Raw genomic sequence first — 18,093 nt, forward strand, 5'->3', positions numbered from 1 at the left:
CTGCGTAGCTAAAGTTTCAGGTAGCCTTTTACTTCATTCAATATCCTATTCTCACTCCCTCCAACAGCCCGCTCTGCAAACTTCAAAACTCTTTCGACATCCACTGGGCCTCTGGCTGCCAAAACGGCAAAACAGAAGCCGCTATACAACCAGTTTTGCAATGTATGCCACGTGGCGGCTTGTCTCGAGATTGAGGCTACCTGAAAACGGCCGGAATTTTATTTTGTTAAACCGTGCTTTCAGGTAGCCTGAATGATTGGCTATGGCCGGCATCCGCTTGCCTAGTATGCCGCGTATTATTGCCCAGCGTCCTAACCCCGTTTTGTGCCCAGCCTTCTGTTTCTGTTATGATAGCCGTCTTTTTAGCCGCTCTTGAATACCACTCGGGCAGCCATATTTTTCAGGTAGCCTCAATCACATAGGCTACCTGAAAGCGTGAGCTTCAACGAAGCCAAAACATCAGTCTCGGCTAAAGCTAAAATTTGAATTCCATTTTAAATATAAAGCACCACACCATGTTTAACCGCTTATTCTCCTGGTTTGAAAACCGCGTCGATCCCTATCCTGCCAGCGAGCCGAAAACCCCGCGCAACGGGCTGTTTGGCTTCATTTGGAGCAATCTCGAAGGTGTACGCGGCTGGCTCGTGCTGCTGGCACTGCTCTCCGGCGGCATCGGCATTGGCGAAGCCTTGCTGTTTCAATTTATCGGCAAAATCGTCGATTGGCTCGGCCGCTATACGCCCGAGACGCTGTTTGCCGAAAAAGGCTTGGCGCTCGTTGGCATGGGGGTGCTGATGGTGGTGCTGGTGATTTGGACGTTTTTTACTTCCTCCATCCGCCTACAGGTATTGCAGGGGGTGTTTCCCATGCGCCTGCGCTGGAATTTCCACCGCCTGATGCTTGGCCAATCGCTTAGTTTTTATCAAGACGAATTTGCCGGCCGCGTGTCGGCTAAAGTGATGCAAACTGCGCTGGCCGTGCGTGACACGGTGATGACCATCGCCGATATGGTGATGTATGTGCTGGTGTATTTCATCACTTCCGGCGTGATTCTGGTGGCGCTGGATAGCTGGCTGCTGCTGCCTTTTGTGGGCTGGCTCATCGGCTTCAGCCTGGTAATGCGCTTTCTGATTCCCAGGCTCGGCCAAACCGCCGCCCGACAGGCCGATGCCCGCTCGCTGATGACCGGCCGCGTTACCGATGCCTACGCCAACATCGCCACAGTGAAGCTCTTCTCCCACGGTGCGCGCGAAGCTGATTATGCCCGCCGCTCGATGGAAGAATTTATGGTCACCGTGCACGCTCAAATGCGGCTGGCCACGCTGCTCTACAGCGCCAGCGCTGCGGTCAACACCATGCTTACCCTTTCTACCGCCGTGCTCGGTATTTGGCTGTGGCACAATGGCCAAGTAGGCGTGGGCGCTGTGGCCACCGCCACTGCCATGGCGCTGCGCGTGAACGGGCTCTCGCAATACATCATGTGGGAATCCGCCCGCCTGTTTGAGAATATCGGCACCGTGGCCGACGGCATGGGCACGCTTTCCAAGCCGCAAACCATCCTCGATAAGCCCGAAGCCAAGCCCCTGTTGGTGAACAAAGGCGAAATCTGCTTCAACCACATCGATTTCTCTTATGAGTCTGGCAAACCCCTGCTCAACGGTTTCAGTCTGCACATTCGCCCCGGCGAAAAAGTTGGCCTCATCGGCCGCAGCGGTGCCGGCAAATCCACTATTGTGAACCTGCTATTGCGCTTCTACGAGCCACAAAGCGGTCAAATCTGCATCGACGGGCAAAATATCGACAGCGTTACCCAAGAAAGCCTACGTGCGCAAATCGGCCTGGTCACGCAAGACACCAGCCTGCTGCACCGCTCGGTACGCGACAACATCGTCTACGGCCGCCCCGATGCCACCGAAGAAGATATGTTGCAAGCCGCCCGCCGCGCCGAAGCCGCCGAATTCATCCCCCAGCTTTCCGACGCCAAAGGCCGCAAAGGCTACGATGCCCACGTGGGCGAGCGCGGCGTGAAGCTTTCCGGCGGCCAGCGCCAACGCATCGCTATCGCCCGTGTGATGCTCAAAGACGCGCCGATTCTGCTTTTAGACGAAGCCACCAGCGCGCTCGATTCCGAAGTGGAAGCCGCCATCCAAGAAAGCCTCGATACCATGATGGAAGGCAAAACCGTTATTGCCATCGCCCACCGTCTCTCCACCATCGCAGCCATGGATCGCCTCATCGTACTCGATAAAGGCCGCATCGTGGAAGAAGGCAGCCACGCCGAGCTCTTAGCCAAGGGCGGCCTCTACGCCAGCCTGTGGGCACATCAAAGCGGCGGTTTTCTCAGTGTGAAAGAGCCAGAGGCTGGGCAGATGCTTGAGAAGGAGTTAAAGTCTGCTGGCTATTGAACAAACATGAATAAAGGCTACCTGAAAGTTTTCAGGTAGCCTTCTTTGCATGCAAAATACAAACTCATTCAACTGGGCTTTTTCGCCAACATCGTCACAAACTTCAATTGAATCGGCCGCCCTTGCGCATCGGTAGCGTGCATCGAACCCACGGCTTCTTCGTATTTCAGCAATTCCCAGCCGGCGTAATACTGCCGCAATTCATCTTCTTTAAATGTGAACGAAAATGGCATATGGCAGGGGTAGTCTGCCGTATCCATTGCCGACACAATCAAGTTATAGCCGCCGGGGCGGGTGTACTCCTGCATATCGGCAATAATCTCCGACACACGGTTGGCTTGGAGAAACATAAACACCACCGTGGCAAAGATAAAATCGTAATCTTCATTCAAAGCGGCAGCATTAATATCGTAAGCATCCGCCCGCAGCGGCAACTGTTCGCGCGCAGCCATATCCAGCACTGAAGCTACTGCCGCCGGGCTGTGATCCACAGCATGCACATCGTATCCGGCCAAGCTCAAAAACAGCGCATTACGCCCTTGCCCACAGCCTAAATCCAACGTTTTACACGGCGGCACAGTCTGCACTGCTTCGCGGATGGCGGAATGGGTAGCAGTCATGCCGTATTTTTTGTGGAAAAAGTCGGCTTTTTCGCAATGGAATTCCAGCTGCACGGCAAAATCATCATCCAGTGGTTCCACTTTATGCCAAGCCTGCGGGTAAATTGTCCACACCCCGCTTTCCGGCTGCAACACATGTTCCGCGAGTTCCGCGCCATCTTCTTGCAATTCATAAAACTTCAGCCGCCCACGCAATACGCGCAGCTTGCCGTAAGTACCAACTTGTGTGTTGTGCTGCGACAAAACTGCCGCTGGAATAGTGGCTTTATCCCATACCGGCATGGTTTTGTAGCAGATGAGTTCTGGATTCATTACTTCCCTCCTGAGCCGAAAAATAAGCAACCATATAATTATGGCGACTCTATGCAAACCTTCGCCATTTCCCTTGCAAAGAGCCAAGCGGAACGGCAGATTCATATTATATGCCAAACATTTCCAGTCACTCCAACTTGCTTTGTATGAAATAAAATCCTCTTCACCTATAAAAATAGGCTGCTTGGACTACTCCAAACAGCCTAAATCTTTTCATTCAACAACTATTTCCAAGGTCTTAAATCCACAATGCCTAACACTTGTTTATGCTTACTATCCAGCAACACAGCCATGTCCTCAGCCGGGGCTTTCATCGGCAGAAAACTATCTGCCTGCGGATAAGCAGCCAATTCTTTAGCCACCTGCTCTGCCGAGTTATATTGCTTCAACTCTTCCAATCCGTGCTTACGCTCCAGCATTTCTCCCCAACCTTCATTGATTGGCCGGTAGAGATCTGCCTGCATGGCAGGAGAAATTCCTTCCTGCAACTCTAGGAAAGTGCGCTGACTTTGCTCTGCTGCATCCTTATATGGGCGTACCGACACCCATTGTGGATAAAGTAAAGAATTAGATTGATACTCCGGCAAAATCGTTTTATCTGCAGCACGCACCACTGAATCCGCCTGCACCACCTCAAACCTTAGTTTATCAAAAGCCAGATATACCGGTCGGCTAACTGCAATAGTGTGCATGCCATATAAATAAGCTGCCAGCTGCACTGCAGCAATCACGCTCAAATCAAACTTCAGCGTTTTTTTCTCTTTGCTGCTAGCTACCAATAGCGTAAGCAATGGCCCCAACACCACATCGATACCAAGCATCATTAAGAAAATATGCGTTACCCCTACCGCCTTTTGTAGCGGTGCAGGATGCCATACCCAAAATACCAAACCGATACCGACTAAAGCAACCACTGCCGAAATCAACAGATGAATGCCTGCCGCCTTCAATCTAAACTTCATCACAGTTTACGCTTTTATCTTAAATCTTATTTAGGCCATCTAAATTACTGGCAAGAGCCGGGCAAACGCTCCGCACCCACCGTCCCGCTGCATTTCCAAGTAATAATTTGGCGGTTACCTGGGTTCGCAGTTGGCGTGAGAATAACGGTTTTACCATTATTCGCACCTTTATCGAATGTTACTGTAATCACACCATTTCCAGGAGTAATTTGCGTACCGCCAGCCGGAAAATACTTGCCTTGCAATGTGGTAGCAGTGGCAATAATAGGATTGCCAGTATTCGGGTATTGTCCCTCTTGCCAATAATATGTGCCGATATCAGTTTTTAATCCTTCGGTAGCTTTCAATGCCTCAGCTGCCTGGGCACGAGCAACATAATCCTGATAAGCCGGCAGCGCGATTGCTGCCAGAATGCCGATGATAGCAATCACAATCATCAGCTCAATCAAGGTAAAGCCCCTATTTGTGCCTATTTTATTCATGATTTAATCCAACTATTACAAATTTTGCCTATCATTTTGAGAAATCAGCCCCTCTCCACATTCGGAGAGGGGCTGCAGGAAACCAACTAAGGATTCCAAGTTGGGTTACCCCACTAAATTATTACTGGCAGCTGGTGGGCATACGGCTCTTATTAGTGAAACCAGAGCAGGTCCATTTAGAGATTTGACCAGTAGCTGGAACTGCAGTCGGAGCAAGTTTCAAAGTTTCACCGTTGTTAGCACCTTTGGTGAAGTTGATAGTGATAGAACCATCAGCGGGAGCTACAGTAACACCACCAGCGGCGAAGTATTTACCCTGCAGAGCCTGAGCACCATCCAAAATTGCCTTACCAGCGGCAGTGCTGTTATCCGGCCATGCATTTTGATCAGCGTAGTAAGTGGCGATATCAGTTTGTACACCGGCGGTAGCTTTGAAGCCTTCAGTAGCCTGTGAACGTGCAACGTAGTCTTGGTAAGCCGGCAGAGCGATAGCAGCCAAAATACCGATAATAGCGATAACGATCATCAACTCGATCAGGGTGAAACCTTTTTGTACTTTTTTCAACATGACATTTTCCTTTTAAAAATGGAACTTAATAAAACCGAATCTTCCGACCCGGGAACTTCAACCAAAAGAAGGAGACAACTAAAAAACTTCATTTTCGGCTAGGCTTGTTTGCCATCACCACGAGAAACATAAAGCAACGGCTATGCCAAAAAATAAAAAAACCGTTTTATTTATTTTATAAATATATGTTTTATAATTATATTTTGTTTTCCTTGCAATTTAAGTGGCTACCATATACGGCTATTCTGCATAGTTGGCTAATCTGGAAAACTGACATTTATCGTCAGTTTTTGGCCCACCATTTCGCACAGATTGCCGTTTTATGGGTCTCATTGCCTGCTAGTTTTTAGGTTGCTGCCATTTTAAATAGTGATTTTTGGCATTCCTGCTATATCTATCCACTTTCATCGGTGCGGCAATACCGCCACGGTATAAATAAGGCAAGGCGGCATGGTTATGCCGCCTTTGGGTAAGAAGAGTTAACTTCATAGCAACTTGCTCCTTTATAAAGAGCTTCCCTTTAACTATATGAAAGCTGCGCTACAGTTTTCAGGTAGCCTTTAACCTTCCGCAGCCATCACTGCTTCAATTAAAGCCGTTCCGTTTTCAATCCGAAACGCCACTTCCCAATCGTCCACTGCCATCTTATATACCCGCTGCGGCGTATCCTGATAAGCCGGGCGCGGATCCTGGGCGATGCTTTGTTCTATCAACAGGCGGATAGGCAGCGGCAGGGATGCTGCGCTTATCTCATCTGCCCAAGCTACTTCGAGCGGCACGGGCGGAATGGCGGCGAAGCCCGGGGCGGCATCGGGCTGCGCTTCCACAAAAGGCAGATAAGGTTTGATATCTAATACCGGCGTGCCATCGAGCAAATCCGCCCCGCCACACCACAGCCGCACTCCGCCCTCGGTTTCAATACGCTCCAGCTTGAGCAGGGAGAGCCCCAGCGGGTTGGGGCGGAACGGGCTGCGCGTGGCAAATACGCCCATTTTCCGGTTGCCGCCCAAACGCGGCGGCCGCACCAAAGGCTGCCAGCCCGCCCCGGCCACGCCGTGAAACACAAACTGCACCCAGATATGGCTGAAGCTTTCCAGCCCGCGTACGCAATCGGCAGAAAACTCGGGCAGGAATTCGATGCATACCCGGGCGGAAGGCACCAAGCCGGGCTGGCGCGGCACACCGAATTTCTGCTTATAAGGAGAGCGAACGTAGGCAATGGTTTGCAGGGTGTAGGTGGCTGGCATGGTTTGGGGCAATTAATATGAAAGAGATAAAAGGCTACCTAAAAGCGCTAGCTTCAACGGAGTTAAAATGATGTCTTGGGGCAGCCAAGGCTGAGTTTCTGCGAAGCTAGGGCGTCAGTTTAACGTAGTTCAAACGAAGTTTCCGTAGGAAGTGGAGTTTGTGTGAGATTGAGATTAAATTTTGGCAAGGCAGCAAGGTGTCGGTATCCTCCCCTCCTTTTTGCCCACCTGTCTTCTATACCCAATAAAAACCGGCAGCCTCGGAATTCCCGGGCTGCCGGCCTGATTTCACTAATGCGGCGTTGAATTGAAATCAGCTTACTGCTGGCGTTGGCAAGCGGTTTCTACGCTGTTGCCATAGGGGTCTTTGAAGCTGAACGCAGCTTCATTGCCCTTGCGATGCCACTCGGCGCCGCTGCCGAACAGGCCGCGGTTGCTGGTGTAGCGCTCGCCGGAGCCGGAAGTGGCGCGGTTGAGCACGGCACGTTTGTCGTCCAGTTGCAGGCTTACGCGGTCGGTACCTTGCTGGCGCACAGTTACAGACAAGCCGTTTTCACAGCTGAAGCGCTCAACGCTTGCGCGGCGCTCGCCACGGCGTTCGTGACGCGGAGCGGGCTCGTTGCCCGGATCTTGCATGCTGCTTTCATGGCGTTGGTGATGGTGATGACGGTGACCGTCGTCTTGCGGGGTGGCCACCACGCAGGCAGACAACAGCAGAGCCAAAGAGGCCGGTACAGCCCAAGTACGTACTTTCATTGTGTATTTCCTATAAAATGAGAAAATACCGCCATAGCCGGCGGCGAAAGCATCTTAGCCCAAAGTGTGTGATATAAAAAGAGGGATTAACCAAGATTTACGGCAATACCAATTATTCCGGCGAATAAGGCTACCTGAAAGCATTTGAGCAATTTCAGGTAGCCTTTAGGTTTGGCAATCATTCAGCTTTGGTTGGCGCGTTCCGGCTTCTCAGAAACTCCACCCCGGCTGTGCCAAGACATCGTTTTAACTCCGTTGGAGCTTGCGCTTTAGCTTCGCAGAAACTCACCCTTGGCTACGCCAAGACATCGTTTTCAGGTAGCCTCTTTTAAGACGGGCTGCATGTATCATCTGCCGCCTGCTGGTTTTAATCTTATAAAAACGGATTGTGCCGTTTTTCGTGACCGATGGTGGTGCTGCGGCCGTGGCCGGGCAAGACTATGGTGTCTTCAGGCAACACCAGCAGTTTCTCGCGGATATTGCGCAAGAGGTCAGCATGGCTGCTGCGTTCGAAATCGGTGCGGCCGATGGATTCGTAAAACAACACGTCGCCGGCAATCAGCAGGTTTTGTTCGGCGCAGTAAAACACCACATGGCCGGGCGTGTGGCCGGGGATGTGCAGCACTTGAAAGCGGTACGCGCCCACGCTTAATTCCTCGCCCTCTTCCAGCCAGCGGCTCGGGCTCACTGGCTGGGACACGGGAAAACCAAAGTTGGCAGTGATTTCGGGCAAGTTATCGAGCAGCCATTGGTCGTCACGGTGCGGGCCGATTACCGGCAGCGGGGTATGCTGAATCATCTCGGCCACGCCGCCGGCATGGTCGAGGTGGCCGTGGGTAAGCCAGATGGCTTTGGGCTGCACGCCGAGCTTGGCGGCTTCTTCCAGCAGCTGCGGCACGTCGCCGCCCACGTCTATCCACACGGCTTCTTTGCTTTCTTCGTCCCACAAGAGCGAGCAGTTTTGGCGGAAAGGGGTAACGGCGAACACGGTAAGGTTGAGCGGCATGGGTGGCTTTCTTTATAAGAATTTTCAGGTAGCCCGCATTGTGCCGCCGCGCGCGCCAAAGGTAAACCTTTTTAAGGTTTGGCGTATCCGCTACAATGCGCTATTTACCCCTTTGCGAGCAAGTTCATGCACACGCCCAAGCCCAACCCCCTCAACCTCTGCTGGCTCGATATGGAAATGACCGGCCTCAACCCCGAGCACGACCGCATTATCGAAGCCGCCGTGGTGGTTACCGATGCCGATTTAAACATCCTCGCCCAATCCGAATCCTACGCCATCCACCAAAGCGACGAACTGCTCAAAGGCATGGATGCCTGGAATACCAGCACCCACGAGCGCACCGGCCTCACCCAGCGCGTGAAAGATTCCACCCTTTCCGAAGCCGAAGTGGAACAACGCCTGCTCGATTTCGTGGCGCAATGGACACCGCCAGGCACCAGCCCCTTATGCGGCAACACCGTGCACCAAGACCGCCGCTTCATGCAGCGCTACATGCCCAAGCTGGAAGCCTGGTTCCACTACCGCAACCTCGACGTATCCACCCTCAAAGAGCTCGCCCGCCGCTGGCATCCCACCGCCTACAAAAGCTTCAGCAAAAAAGGCTCGCACCGCGCGCTGGACGACATCTTGGAGAGCATCGAAGAATTGCGCCACTACCGCCAAACCTTCTTACGCCTGCCCGAGGCCAACGAAACAAACCGAGAGGCTACCTGAAAGCGATGTCTTGGTGCAGCCAAGGCCGAGCTTCTGCGAAGCTAAAGCGTAAGCTTCAATGGAGTTACAACGAGCGCAGCGAAGCTTCTGCAAGGCAAAAACCTTTTTTCCGTTTTTCAGGTAGCCCTTCCACCCATCCATATTAAGAAGACCATGATCCGCAAAATCCTCCTGTCCGCCCTCGCCGCCCTGCTGCTGGCCGCCTGCGCTGCCAAGCCTTCATTTGAACCGGCCATGCTCGTCCACTCCGTGCAGCCGGTTTACCCACCGCCGCTGGAAGAAGAGGGCATCGAAGGCCGTGCCATCGTGCGGATGCGTATCGACACCCGGGGCAGCGTGAGCGAAGCACAGGTACTCTCCGCCTCCCACCCCTTATTCGCCCGCTCCGCCGTGCGTGCCGTCAGCCAATATCGCTTCACCCCGGCCAAACAAAACGGCCAACCTGTAGAATCCGACTTCACCCAAACATTTAGATTCCGAGTACCGGAAGAAAAACCCGACCATTCAGAAACTCCACAACCGCCCCGCCCACCCCTTCCCACACGCTAAACCCACCATGCTCCCTACCGCCCTCCCCGCCTGGCAAGCTCTGGCCGAACACCGCCGCGCCACCGCGCATTTGCACCTGCGCGAGCGCTTCGCCGCCGAGCCAAACCGTTTCGAGCGCATGCACGCCGAACTCAACGGCCTCCTGCTCGACTACAGCAAAAACCTCATCAGCGAAGATACCTTAGATCTGCTCTGCCGCCTGGCCGACGAATCCGGCGCGGCCGAACTGCGCCGCCAAATGTATGTCGGCGAAAAAATCAATCTGAGCGAACACCGTGCCGTGCTGCACACCGCCCTGAGGCTACCTGAAAACGCCGCGCCTGTGTATGTGGACGACATCAATATCGTGCCGCAGGTGCACGACGAATTAAACCGCGCCCTCGATTTCGCCGATCGCCTGCAAAACGGCACGCACACGGGCTGCACCGGATTGCCAATTCGCGACGTGGTAAACATCGGCATCGGCGGCTCGGATTTGGGCCCGCGCATGGTAGCGCAAGCCCTCGCGCCCTATCGGCAAAACCTGAACGTGCACTTCGCCGCCAATCTCGATAGCGCCGATTTAGACGGCATCCTGTGCCGCGTGCAGCCGGAAACCACGCTGTTTATCGTGGCCAGCAAATCCTTCCGCACCCCCGAAACCCTGCTCAACGCCCAAGCCGCGCGCCGCTGGTTTCTGCAATCCGGCCGCGGCGAAGCCGATATCGCGCAGCATTTCGCCGCCGTATCGGCCAATGTGGAAGCCGCTGCCGAATTCGGCATCGCCCCGCAAAACGTGTTTGGTATGTTTGATTGGGTGGGCGGGCGCTATTCCGTGTGGTCGGCCATCGGCCTGCCCGTGATGTGTGCCATCGGCCGCAAACATTTCCGCGAATTCCTGCGCGGCGGGCACGATATGGACGAGCACTTCCTGCACGCCCCGTGGCGGCGCAACATCCCCGCCCTGCTCGCCCTCATCGGCATCTGGCAGCAAAACTTCTGCGGCAGCACCAGCCACATCGTCATCCCCTACAGCCACGGCCTGCGCCGCCTGCCTGCCCACCTCCAGCAGCTCGATATGGAAAGCAACGGCAAAAGCCGCAACCGCCACGGCACCCCCGTGGATTTCACTACCGGTGCCGCTATCTGGGGCGAAGTCGGCGTCAACTGTCAGCACGCCTTCTTCCAACTTATCCACCAAGGCACGCAGGTGATTCCCGTCGATTTCATCGTCCCCCTCAGCGGCGAAGGGGCGGACGACGGCCGCCACCTCCGGCTCGTAGCCAACGCCTTCGCCCAAGCCGAAGCCCTCATGCGCGGCAAAAGCGAAGCCGAAGCCCGCGCCGAAACGGCCGGCAAGGGGCTACCTGAAAGCGAACAAACCGCCCTCGCCCGCCAACGCAGTTTCCCCGGCAACCGCCCCAGCAACACCATCCTCGTCGAACGTATCACGCCCTACACCCTCGGCCTGATTCTCGCCATGTACGAACACAAAGTCTTCATGCAGGGCGCCGTCTGGGGCATCAACTCCTTCGACCAATGGGGCGTGGAATACGGCAAAGAACTCGCCCAAACCATCCTGCCCGAACTGCAAGGCGCCACCCCCGCCGGGCACGACCCCTCCACCGCCGCCCTGATCCGACGCTACCAGCAGCAGATGGACAACACACAGCCATAACGGCCAAAGAGAAGGCTACCTGAAAACCAAGCGGGCATTTTCAGGTAGCCTTTCTCTTTGCTGCGGGCAGGAGTATAGTGAACTAAATTTAAACCAGTACAGCGTTGGCTCGCCTTGCCGTACTATTTGTACTGTCTGCGGCTCGCCACCTTGTCCTGATTTAAATTTAATCCACTATAAATGCCAATCCGCGATGATTTTTTCAGGTAGCCTTGCCCGCCAACCCGCTATAACTCCCTTCTCCCCTTCGGAACCCCATCATGACCACAACTTGGCACAACGGCTGGTGGCAGGGCGCGGTGCATTGCCCTTCGCCCAACTTCTCGCCCCGCCCCGCCGGCGAAACCGTTTCGCTGGTGGTGTTGCACAACATCTCCCTGCCACCCTTCGAATACGGCGGCAGCGCCATCAGCGATTTGTTCACCAACCGCATCAACCCGCAGGCACACCCCTTCTTCCCGCAGCTGGTGGATTTGCGCGTGTCCAGCCATTTTTTGATCGAACGCAGCGGGCAGGTGGTGCAGTTTGTGTCGGGCGACGACGCGGCACATCATGCCGGCGTATCACAATATCGCGGCCGCAGCGGCTGCAACGCCTTTTCGCTCGGCATCGAGCTGGAAGGCTGCGATTTCGAACCGTTCACCGAGGCGCAATACCAAGCCCTGATTCCGCTGCTGCACAGCATGGCGGCACACTACCCCATCGAAGCCGTAACCGGCCACCAACACATCGCCCCCGGCCGCAAAAGCGACCCCGGCCACTTCTTCGACTGGCCGCGCCTAGCCGCCGCCGGCGTGGTGCTGGCGGAAGGAATTACGGATTAGCTGCTGTCACACCAATGGCCACCGCCCATTGTGTTGGCATTTGATAAAAACTGAATTCTGTACTATGCCAGCTGTGCGGCTCACAGGCTACCTGAAAGCATGGCTTCACTAAAATGAAAATGAATTTTTAGTGCAATGCAAACCATTGCTCATCTATGAGTTGGCGCGTGCATACCAGCAATAGTCTGCTTGAGTTTTATTGGGATTTTGGTATACACGAAACGCAGTCCTATCATATTTTCATACTATCTCACATGGCCTCACCAAAACTTCCACCCGCATACAGAGGCCGGCCTCATTTAATCTCATTAACATCCACTCTTTCAGACGGCCTCAAACCGCCACAGGCTACCTGAAAACAGAATTTCAATGCCATTCAAATATGAAACGGCAACGAAATGCCAAAACAGCCGCCTAGCCATTCCGACAAATCCGGTTCGCAGGTACAATCCGCGTGCTGGCATCCCATCCAAACATATCCCAAAGCTTCAGCTTGGTGGAAACTTGCCGCACTTTGTTTTCAGGTAGCCTCCACTCGGCATAGGCCGCTCCAATCCATATCAAAGGAACCCCATCATGACCCAAACCATCCTCATCACCGGCTCCACCCGCGGCATCGGCCGTGCGGCGGCTTTGGCCTTGGCGCAAGACGGCTTCGACATTGTGGTGCACGGCCGCAGCCGTATGGCGGACGCCGAGGCGGTGGCGGAACAAATCCGTTCGTTGGGCCGGCAAGCGCGGGTGTTGCAGTTTGACGTGGCCAACCGCGCCGAATGCCGCCGCGCGCTGGAAGCGGATATTGAAGCGCATGGTGCGTATTACGGCGTGGTGCTGAATGCGGGGCTGACGCGCGACAATGCCTTCCCCGCGCTGGAAGACGAGGATTGGGACCGCGTATTGCGCACCAATCTGGACGGCTTCTACAACGTACTGCACCCGCTCATCATGCCGATGATCCGCCGCCGCGCGCCGGGGCGGATTGTGTGCATGGCCTCCGTTTCCGGCCTGGTCGGCAACCGCGGGCAGGTAAACTACAGCGCGTCGAAAGCGGGGCTGATTGGCGCGGCCAAAGCTTTGGCGGTGGAACTGGCCAAACGCAAGATTACGGTAAACTGCGTTGCCCCCGGCCTGATCGATACGGAAATTCTGGATGAAAACGTGCCGGTGGAAGAAATTTTGAAAGCCATTCCGGCGCAGCGCATGGGGCTACCTGAAGAAGTGGCGCATGCCGTGCGCTTTTTAATGAGCGAACACGCCGCCTACATCACGCGGCAGGTGATTGCGGTAAACGGAGGATTGTGTTGATGAAAACAAAACGGGTGGTGATTACCGGCGTGGGCGCGGTGTGCGCCTTCGGCCGCGAGTGGCACGAAATCGAAGCCGCTTTCCGCGCAGGCGAAAACGCCGTGCGCCGCATGAAAGCGTGGGATGCCTTCCCCGAAATGGAAACCCGCCTCGGCGCGCCGCTGCCCGCCTATGCGCCGCCCTCACATTGGACGCGCAAACAGTTGCGCAGCATGGGCCCGCTGGCGCAATACTGCACCGATGCCGCCGAACAAGCGCTAAAGCAGGCGGGCTTGCTCGGCGACCCCGTCATCCGTAACGGCAGCATGGGCGTGGCCGCCGGCTCTTCCAGCGGCAGCACCGCCGACGTGCTCGACATCGGCCTGCTACTTGCCCACCAGCCCAACAATTTCAACGCCAACACCTATGTGCGCATGATGCCGCACACCACCGCCGCCAACGTGGCCATCTTCTTCGGCCTCACCGGCCGCCTGATTCCCACCTCCAGCGCCTGTACCTCCGGCAGCCAAGGCATAGGCTACGCCTACGAAGCCATCAAATACGGCAAAATCCCCATGATGCTGGCCGGTGGTGCAGACCAGCTCTGCCCATCCGAAGCCTTCGTGTTCGACAGCCTCTACGCCGCCAGCCGCCGCAACTACGAACCCGAACTTACTCCCCGCCCCTACGACGCAGCGCGCGACGGCCTCGTGCTCGGCGAAGGCGGCTGCATGATGGTGCTGGAAGAATTGGAACATGCCCAAGCACGCGGCGCGCACATCATCGCCGAAATCGTCGGCTACGGCGCCAACTGCGACGGCAGCCACATCACCCGCCCCGAAATGCGCACCATGCAACACTGCATGGAGCTTGCCCTCGAAGACGCTGCCCTGCCGCCTTCCGCCGTCGGTTATGTCAGCGGCCACGGCACGGCCACCGAACAGGGCGACATCGCCGAAACCCAAGCCACCGCCGCCGTGTTCGGCCACGTCCCGATCAGCTCGCAAAAAAGCTACCTCGGCCACACCCTCGGCGCCTGCGGCTCACTCGAATCCTGGTTTGCCATCGAAATGATGCGCAGCGGCTGGTTCGCCCCCACCCTGAATCTGAACGACATCGACCCCCGCTGCGGCGAAGCCGACTACCTCACCGGCTCCGGCCGACACATCGACACCGAATACGTGATGAACAACAACTTCGCCTTCGGCGGCGTGAATACCTCGCTAATCTTTAAGCGTTGGTAAGGCGCATTTCAACTAAGAGGCTACCTGAAAACGGTTCGAAATATTTTCAGGTAGCCTTTCGTTTGTTTTCACTTAATTGGGGCAACACTACTGTAAAGGCTACCTGAAACTTTCAGGTAGCCTAAATATTCAGATATAAGCTGCGTTTTATCAGCCCTCACTCCACCACAATCTCACACTCACATTCCACTTTAAAATTCAACGAATTGGCGATAAAGCACAAACGATGCGCTTCGTGGTGCAGGGCTTTGGCTTGCTCGATGTGCTGTGCTTGGGTGATGGTGACTTGCGGGCGCAGCGTGGCTTTGACGAATCTGCCCGGCTGCGTGCGGCTGCCTTCATCCATCACGGCTTCGGCGTGGTCGGTGTAGGCGGTAACGGTGATGCCCGCCGCGCTGCACAGGTACAGATACCAGAGTTTGTGGCAGGCGGAAACGGCGGCCAGCAGCATGTCTTCGGGGTTGTGGCGGTGTTCGTCGCCGCGAAAGGCAGGGTCGGACGAGCCGAAAAGGTCGGGTTTGCCGGCGATTTGGACGGTGTAATCGCGCGAATAGTCGGTGTAGGACGATGTGCCGCTGCCCAAGTTGCCCGTCCATTCGACGGTGGCGCGGTAGGTGTGTTGTTTGCTCATGGGTGTCTCCTTGTGGCTTGGTGGTTTTGCTGCGTTGAAACTGCGATTTGAGGGCAGCCTGCACGGATTATACCGAACGGGCGGTGCAGTCGAATATTTGGATTTGCCGTGCATTAAATGTGCAGGCTGCTTTTCAGTTTTCAGACGGCCTTTTCTATTTTATCCCGCCATCACCCGAAACGTCAGATTAATCCGCGGCTCTTGGATGCGGGTGCTTTTCAGGATGGTGTGCAGCCAGTGTTTCTGCGTTTCGCCATGCATCACAATGAGCTGGCCGTGTTCCAGCCACATTTCGCGTTTTTCCTTGCTTTCTTTGTGTTTGAAGGCGAATTTGCGCGTTGCGCCGAGACCGAGGGAGGCAATGGCACTGTCTTTGGCCAGCCCCTGCCCTTCGTCACTGTGCCACGCCATGCCTTCGTTGCCGTTGTTGTAGCGGTTGAGCAGGCAGGAGTTGAAGCGGGTGGGGCAGATGCCGGCGATGGCGGCTTCCACGCGGTTTTTGAGTTCGGGCAAGACGCCGCTCCACGGCAGGGCGATGCGGTTTGCGCCGGAGTAGCCGTAGTTGTAGGACGTGTCGCCGTACCATGCAACTTCGCGGGCGGTGATGATGTGCTTGCCGAATATCACGGCTTCGTCGTGCCGCCAGGGAATATCACGCTGCAAAATTTCAAAATAACGGTCAGCTTCGGCGGCAGTGAAAATCCGTCCAAAATCGCTGACGATGCCGTCGTAGGGCAGAAGGTTGGCGTGCGGGTTGGCGGTTTCGGGGAAGAGGTCAAGCGTCATCAGTGTCTCCCAATTCGTGCGCCAATATCGCCATTTTGCGCCCGCGTTGCCAGCGGTAACCGCCAATGATGCCGCTTTCGCGGATGACGCGGTGGCAAGGGATGAGTAATGCAACGGGATTCTGTCCGATGGCCGTCCCAACGGCTCGCGCGGCGTTGGGCGAACCCATGCGCTGCGCCACCGTGCCGTAGCTTTGCAGGCTGCCTGCGGGAATATCGAGCAAGGCCTGCCACACTTTGAGCTGGAAGGGTGTGCCTTTGATGTGCAGGGTAACGCGGCCGTGCCGGGTGCGGAAGATGTCGGCGGCTTGGCGGTGGAATGCGGTTTCCTGCCCGATTAGGCGGGCGTTCGGATATTCGGCGCGCAATTCGTTCAGGACGGCGGAAGGGTCGTCTGAAAAACGCATGAAGCAGATGCCTTTGTCTGTTGCTGCTGCCAACAGGTCGCCGAAAGGGCCGGGAATCAGGCTGTAATCGATTTGCAGGCCTGCGCCGCCGTTTTTGTATTCGCCCGGGGTCATTTTTTCGATGCCGACAAATAAGTCGTGCAGCCGCCCCGTGCCGCTCAATCCGCCGCTGTGCGCCGCTTCCGCCACACTTTCGCTGTTTTTCAGGGCTTCTTTGGCACGGCTGATACTGATGTGTTGCAGCATTTTTTCGGACTGATGCCCGCCCATGCGGAAAATTCGCGCTGCAAGTGCTCGGGACTGACATGCACTGCTGCCACCACCTGCGCCAAATCGGGCTGCTCGGCGGCATGGTCGTAAAGGTATTCGATGGCGCGGGCAATGCACGTGAATTGGCGGATTTGATTCGGGGACATGGGGTTGTTTTGAAGTTTCATGGCGTTAGGATACGCGTAAAGCAGCCGGGTGGCGACCCGATTGTTGATGGGGTTGCGGTTCGGCAGGAAAAAGCAGCCTGCACATTCACAAAACAAAGTGCAGGCTGCTTTTTTATGCTTTCAGGCCGTCTGAAAACCTATTTTACCGCCGAATTTCCCCCATCCGCAGGTATTGCCGCACCCGTGATAAAACTGCTCATCGGGCTGACCAAAAATAAAATTGCGGCAGCGATTTCTTCCGGGCGGGCAATGCGTTTTACTGCGTGCAGCCCTTCTGCCCACGCGCGCTGTTGAGGGTCGGCAGACATCATTTCCGTGTCCGTGCCGCCGGGCAGCAGGGCGTTGGCGCGGATGCCTTGGGCGGCGTAATCGGCGGTAATGCTTTTGGCCAATGCGGAAAGTGCGGCTTTGGCACAGCCGTATGCACCCATGTTCGGCAGGGCGCAACTGGTGCCGACAAAGCTGGACGTGAATACCATCGCACCGCCGCCGCGTGCCAGCATGGCGGGGATTTGGCTGCGTGCGCCGAGGAAGGCGGCAGTCAGATTGCCGTCCAGCGTAACCCGCCATTCTTCAGGGGAAAGTTCCGCTAAAGGCTTGTACGCACCAAGCGTGCCTGCATTGTTGATTGCGATGTCCAAGCCGCCGAACTCGCGCTGCGCCGTGCGGACAACTGTTCCGTGCGTTTCAGGCAATACCGCATCGCCTGCCACGGTAACCGCCCGTCCGCCTTGTGCACGGATCAGGGCGGCGGTTTCTTCCAGTTTGTCGGTACGGCGGGCGCACAAAACAACATTGGCACCGTGTTCCACCAACAGTAGCGAAATTGCACGCCCGATGCCTGACGACGCACCTATGACGGCGGCTGTTTTATCTTTTAAATCCAATAGGTTTGACATAATCTTTCCCTGATGTTGCTGTTGAAAACGGCTCAAGTTTAGGGAAAGGCCTATGTGAAAGCGACCCGATTGTTGATGAGATTGCAGTTCGGGCAGAAAAAGCAGCCTGCAACCCATCTAGCGCCAACTGTCCGAAGCGATTTGCGCCCAGCCGCTTTCGGTTTGCCGCGGCCTTTTACCCGATTAAAACGGAAGTCATGCTGATCGAGCCGAAGGCGAGTTCGTCATTGAATATTTCCATATCGTCCTGCGGTTCGCGCAGCGCGGCGGTGTAGAGCAGCGGCAGGTAGTGTTCGGGCGACGG

Annotated in this window: 19 protein-coding genes and 2 pseudogenes; 7 read left to right on the plus strand and 14 right to left on the minus strand. The window is 55.6% G+C overall.

Annotated elements, in window-relative coordinates:
• The first annotated feature begins 515 nt into the window (after window positions 1-515).
• On the plus strand, window positions 516-2,405 hold the full coding sequence (locus tag ACO6EE_RS02130) for an ABC transporter ATP-binding protein (RefSeq protein WP_485958881.1): 1,890 nt from the start codon (window positions 516-518) through the stop codon (window positions 2,403-2,405).
• Window positions 2,406-2,473: 68 nt separating this feature from the next.
• On the opposite strand, the gene tehB is transcribed toward ACO6EE_RS02130, so the two are convergent.
• The 7 genes from tehB to ACO6EE_RS02165 form a co-directional block, all read right to left on the minus strand.
• Window positions 2,474-3,337, minus strand: a complete 864-nt coding sequence (tehB, locus tag ACO6EE_RS02135; protein WP_485958883.1) for a tellurite resistance methyltransferase TehB — start codon at window positions 3,335-3,337, stop codon at window positions 2,474-2,476.
• Window positions 3,338-3,561: 224 nt separating this feature from the next.
• Window positions 3,562-4,299, minus strand: a complete 738-nt coding sequence (gene tfpZ, locus ACO6EE_RS02140; protein WP_485958885.1) for a TfpX/TfpZ family type IV pilin accessory protein — start codon at window positions 4,297-4,299, stop codon at window positions 3,562-3,564.
• Between the two features lie 44 nt (window positions 4,300-4,343).
• Entirely contained in the window at window positions 4,344-4,781 is a 438-nt protein-coding gene (locus tag ACO6EE_RS02145) for a pilin (protein ID WP_485958886.1), read from the minus strand.
• 121 nt (window positions 4,782-4,902) lie between these two features.
• Window positions 4,903-5,349 carry a pilin gene (locus tag ACO6EE_RS02150; RefSeq protein WP_485958887.1) on the minus strand — a complete coding sequence of 149 codons (447 nt, stop codon included), beginning with the start codon at window positions 5,347-5,349 and terminating at the stop codon, window positions 4,903-4,905.
• A gap of 560 nt (window positions 5,350-5,909) precedes the next feature.
• The gene (tsaA, locus tag ACO6EE_RS02155; RefSeq protein ID WP_485958889.1) at window positions 5,910-6,596 is read right to left on the minus strand and encodes a tRNA (N6-threonylcarbamoyladenosine(37)-N6)-methyltransferase TrmO; all 687 of its coding nucleotides are present in this window, start codon (window positions 6,594-6,596) and stop codon (window positions 5,910-5,912) included.
• 318 nt (window positions 6,597-6,914) lie between these two features.
• The gene (locus ACO6EE_RS02160; RefSeq protein ID WP_485958890.1) at window positions 6,915-7,352 is read right to left on the minus strand and encodes an MliC family protein; all 438 of its coding nucleotides are present in this window, start codon (window positions 7,350-7,352) and stop codon (window positions 6,915-6,917) included.
• A gap of 373 nt (window positions 7,353-7,725) precedes the next feature.
• A complete protein-coding gene (locus tag ACO6EE_RS02165; RefSeq protein ID WP_485958892.1) occupies window positions 7,726-8,358 on the minus strand; it encodes an MBL fold metallo-hydrolase in 633 nt (210 codons plus the stop codon).
• Window positions 8,359-8,484: 126 nt separating this feature from the next.
• On the opposite strand from ACO6EE_RS02165, the gene orn reads away from it, so the two are divergent.
• The 3 genes from orn to pgi all read left to right on the plus strand — a co-directional run bounded on the left by orn (window position 8,485) and on the right by pgi (window position 11,278).
• Window positions 8,485-9,072 (plus strand): oligoribonuclease, encoded by a 588-nt coding sequence (gene orn, locus ACO6EE_RS02170; RefSeq protein WP_485958894.1) that lies wholly within the window; start codon window positions 8,485-8,487, stop codon window positions 9,070-9,072.
• Window positions 9,073-9,225: 153 nt separating this feature from the next.
• The gene (locus ACO6EE_RS02175; protein ID WP_485958895.1) at window positions 9,226-9,621 is read left to right on the plus strand and encodes an energy transducer TonB; all 396 of its coding nucleotides are present in this window, start codon (window positions 9,226-9,228) and stop codon (window positions 9,619-9,621) included.
• A 7-nt stretch (window positions 9,622-9,628) separates the two neighbouring features.
• On the plus strand, window positions 9,629-11,278 hold the full coding sequence (pgi, locus tag ACO6EE_RS02180; protein ID WP_485958896.1) for a glucose-6-phosphate isomerase: 1,650 nt from the start codon (window positions 9,629-9,631) through the stop codon (window positions 11,276-11,278).
• A gap of 60 nt (window positions 11,279-11,338) precedes the next feature.
• Here pgi and ACO6EE_RS02185 read toward each other — a convergent pair.
• Window positions 11,339-11,487 (minus strand): annotated as a pseudogene (locus ACO6EE_RS02185) (IS5/IS1182 family transposase); the annotation flags it as partial.
• A gap of 51 nt (window positions 11,488-11,538) precedes the next feature.
• On the opposite strand from ACO6EE_RS02185, the gene ampD reads away from it, so the two are divergent.
• The 3 genes from ampD (at window position 11,539) to ACO6EE_RS02200 (ending at window position 14,630) form a co-directional block, all read left to right on the plus strand.
• Window positions 11,539-12,102, plus strand: a complete 564-nt coding sequence (gene ampD, locus ACO6EE_RS02190; protein ID WP_485958897.1) for a 1,6-anhydro-N-acetylmuramyl-L-alanine amidase AmpD — start codon at window positions 11,539-11,541, stop codon at window positions 12,100-12,102.
• A 576-nt stretch (window positions 12,103-12,678) separates the two neighbouring features.
• The gene (fabG, locus tag ACO6EE_RS02195) at window positions 12,679-13,407 is read left to right on the plus strand and encodes a 3-oxoacyl-ACP reductase FabG (protein ID WP_485958898.1); all 729 of its coding nucleotides are present in this window, start codon (window positions 12,679-12,681) and stop codon (window positions 13,405-13,407) included.
• Window positions 13,407-14,630 (plus strand): beta-ketoacyl-ACP synthase, encoded by a 1,224-nt coding sequence (locus ACO6EE_RS02200; RefSeq protein WP_485958899.1) that lies wholly within the window; start codon window positions 13,407-13,409, stop codon window positions 14,628-14,630. The genes fabG and ACO6EE_RS02200 overlap by 1 nt, the downstream gene beginning before the upstream one ends.
• A gap of 157 nt (window positions 14,631-14,787) precedes the next feature.
• Here the strand turns inward: ACO6EE_RS02200 and ACO6EE_RS02205 are convergent, their stop codons facing one another.
• The 6 genes and pseudogenes from ACO6EE_RS02205 to ACO6EE_RS02230 form a co-directional block, all read right to left on the minus strand.
• A complete protein-coding gene (locus ACO6EE_RS02205; protein ID WP_485958901.1) occupies window positions 14,788-15,261 on the minus strand; it encodes an OsmC family protein in 474 nt (157 codons plus the stop codon).
• A 159-nt stretch (window positions 15,262-15,420) separates the two neighbouring features.
• A complete protein-coding gene (locus ACO6EE_RS02210) occupies window positions 15,421-16,047 on the minus strand; it encodes an alpha-ketoglutarate-dependent dioxygenase AlkB family protein (protein ID WP_485958903.1) in 627 nt (208 codons plus the stop codon).
• The gene (locus tag ACO6EE_RS02215) at window positions 16,037-16,699 is read right to left on the minus strand and encodes a methylated-DNA--[protein]-cysteine S-methyltransferase (RefSeq protein WP_485958905.1); all 663 of its coding nucleotides are present in this window, start codon (window positions 16,697-16,699) and stop codon (window positions 16,037-16,039) included. Before ACO6EE_RS02215 ends, ACO6EE_RS02210 begins: the two co-directional genes overlap by 11 nt.
• Window positions 16,657-16,869, minus strand: a complete 213-nt coding sequence (locus ACO6EE_RS02220) for a hypothetical protein (RefSeq protein ID WP_485958906.1) — start codon at window positions 16,867-16,869, stop codon at window positions 16,657-16,659. The genes ACO6EE_RS02215 and ACO6EE_RS02220 overlap by 43 nt, the downstream gene beginning before the upstream one ends.
• 158 nt (window positions 16,870-17,027) lie before the next feature.
• Window positions 17,028-17,789, minus strand: a complete 762-nt coding sequence (locus tag ACO6EE_RS02225; RefSeq protein WP_485958908.1) for an SDR family oxidoreductase — start codon at window positions 17,787-17,789, stop codon at window positions 17,028-17,030.
• Window positions 17,790-17,964: 175 nt separating this feature from the next.
• Window positions 17,965-18,093, minus strand: a pseudogene (locus ACO6EE_RS02230) (4,5-DOPA-extradiol-dioxygenase); the annotation flags it as partial.

This window comes from Eikenella sp. (genome assembly GCF_057315495.1).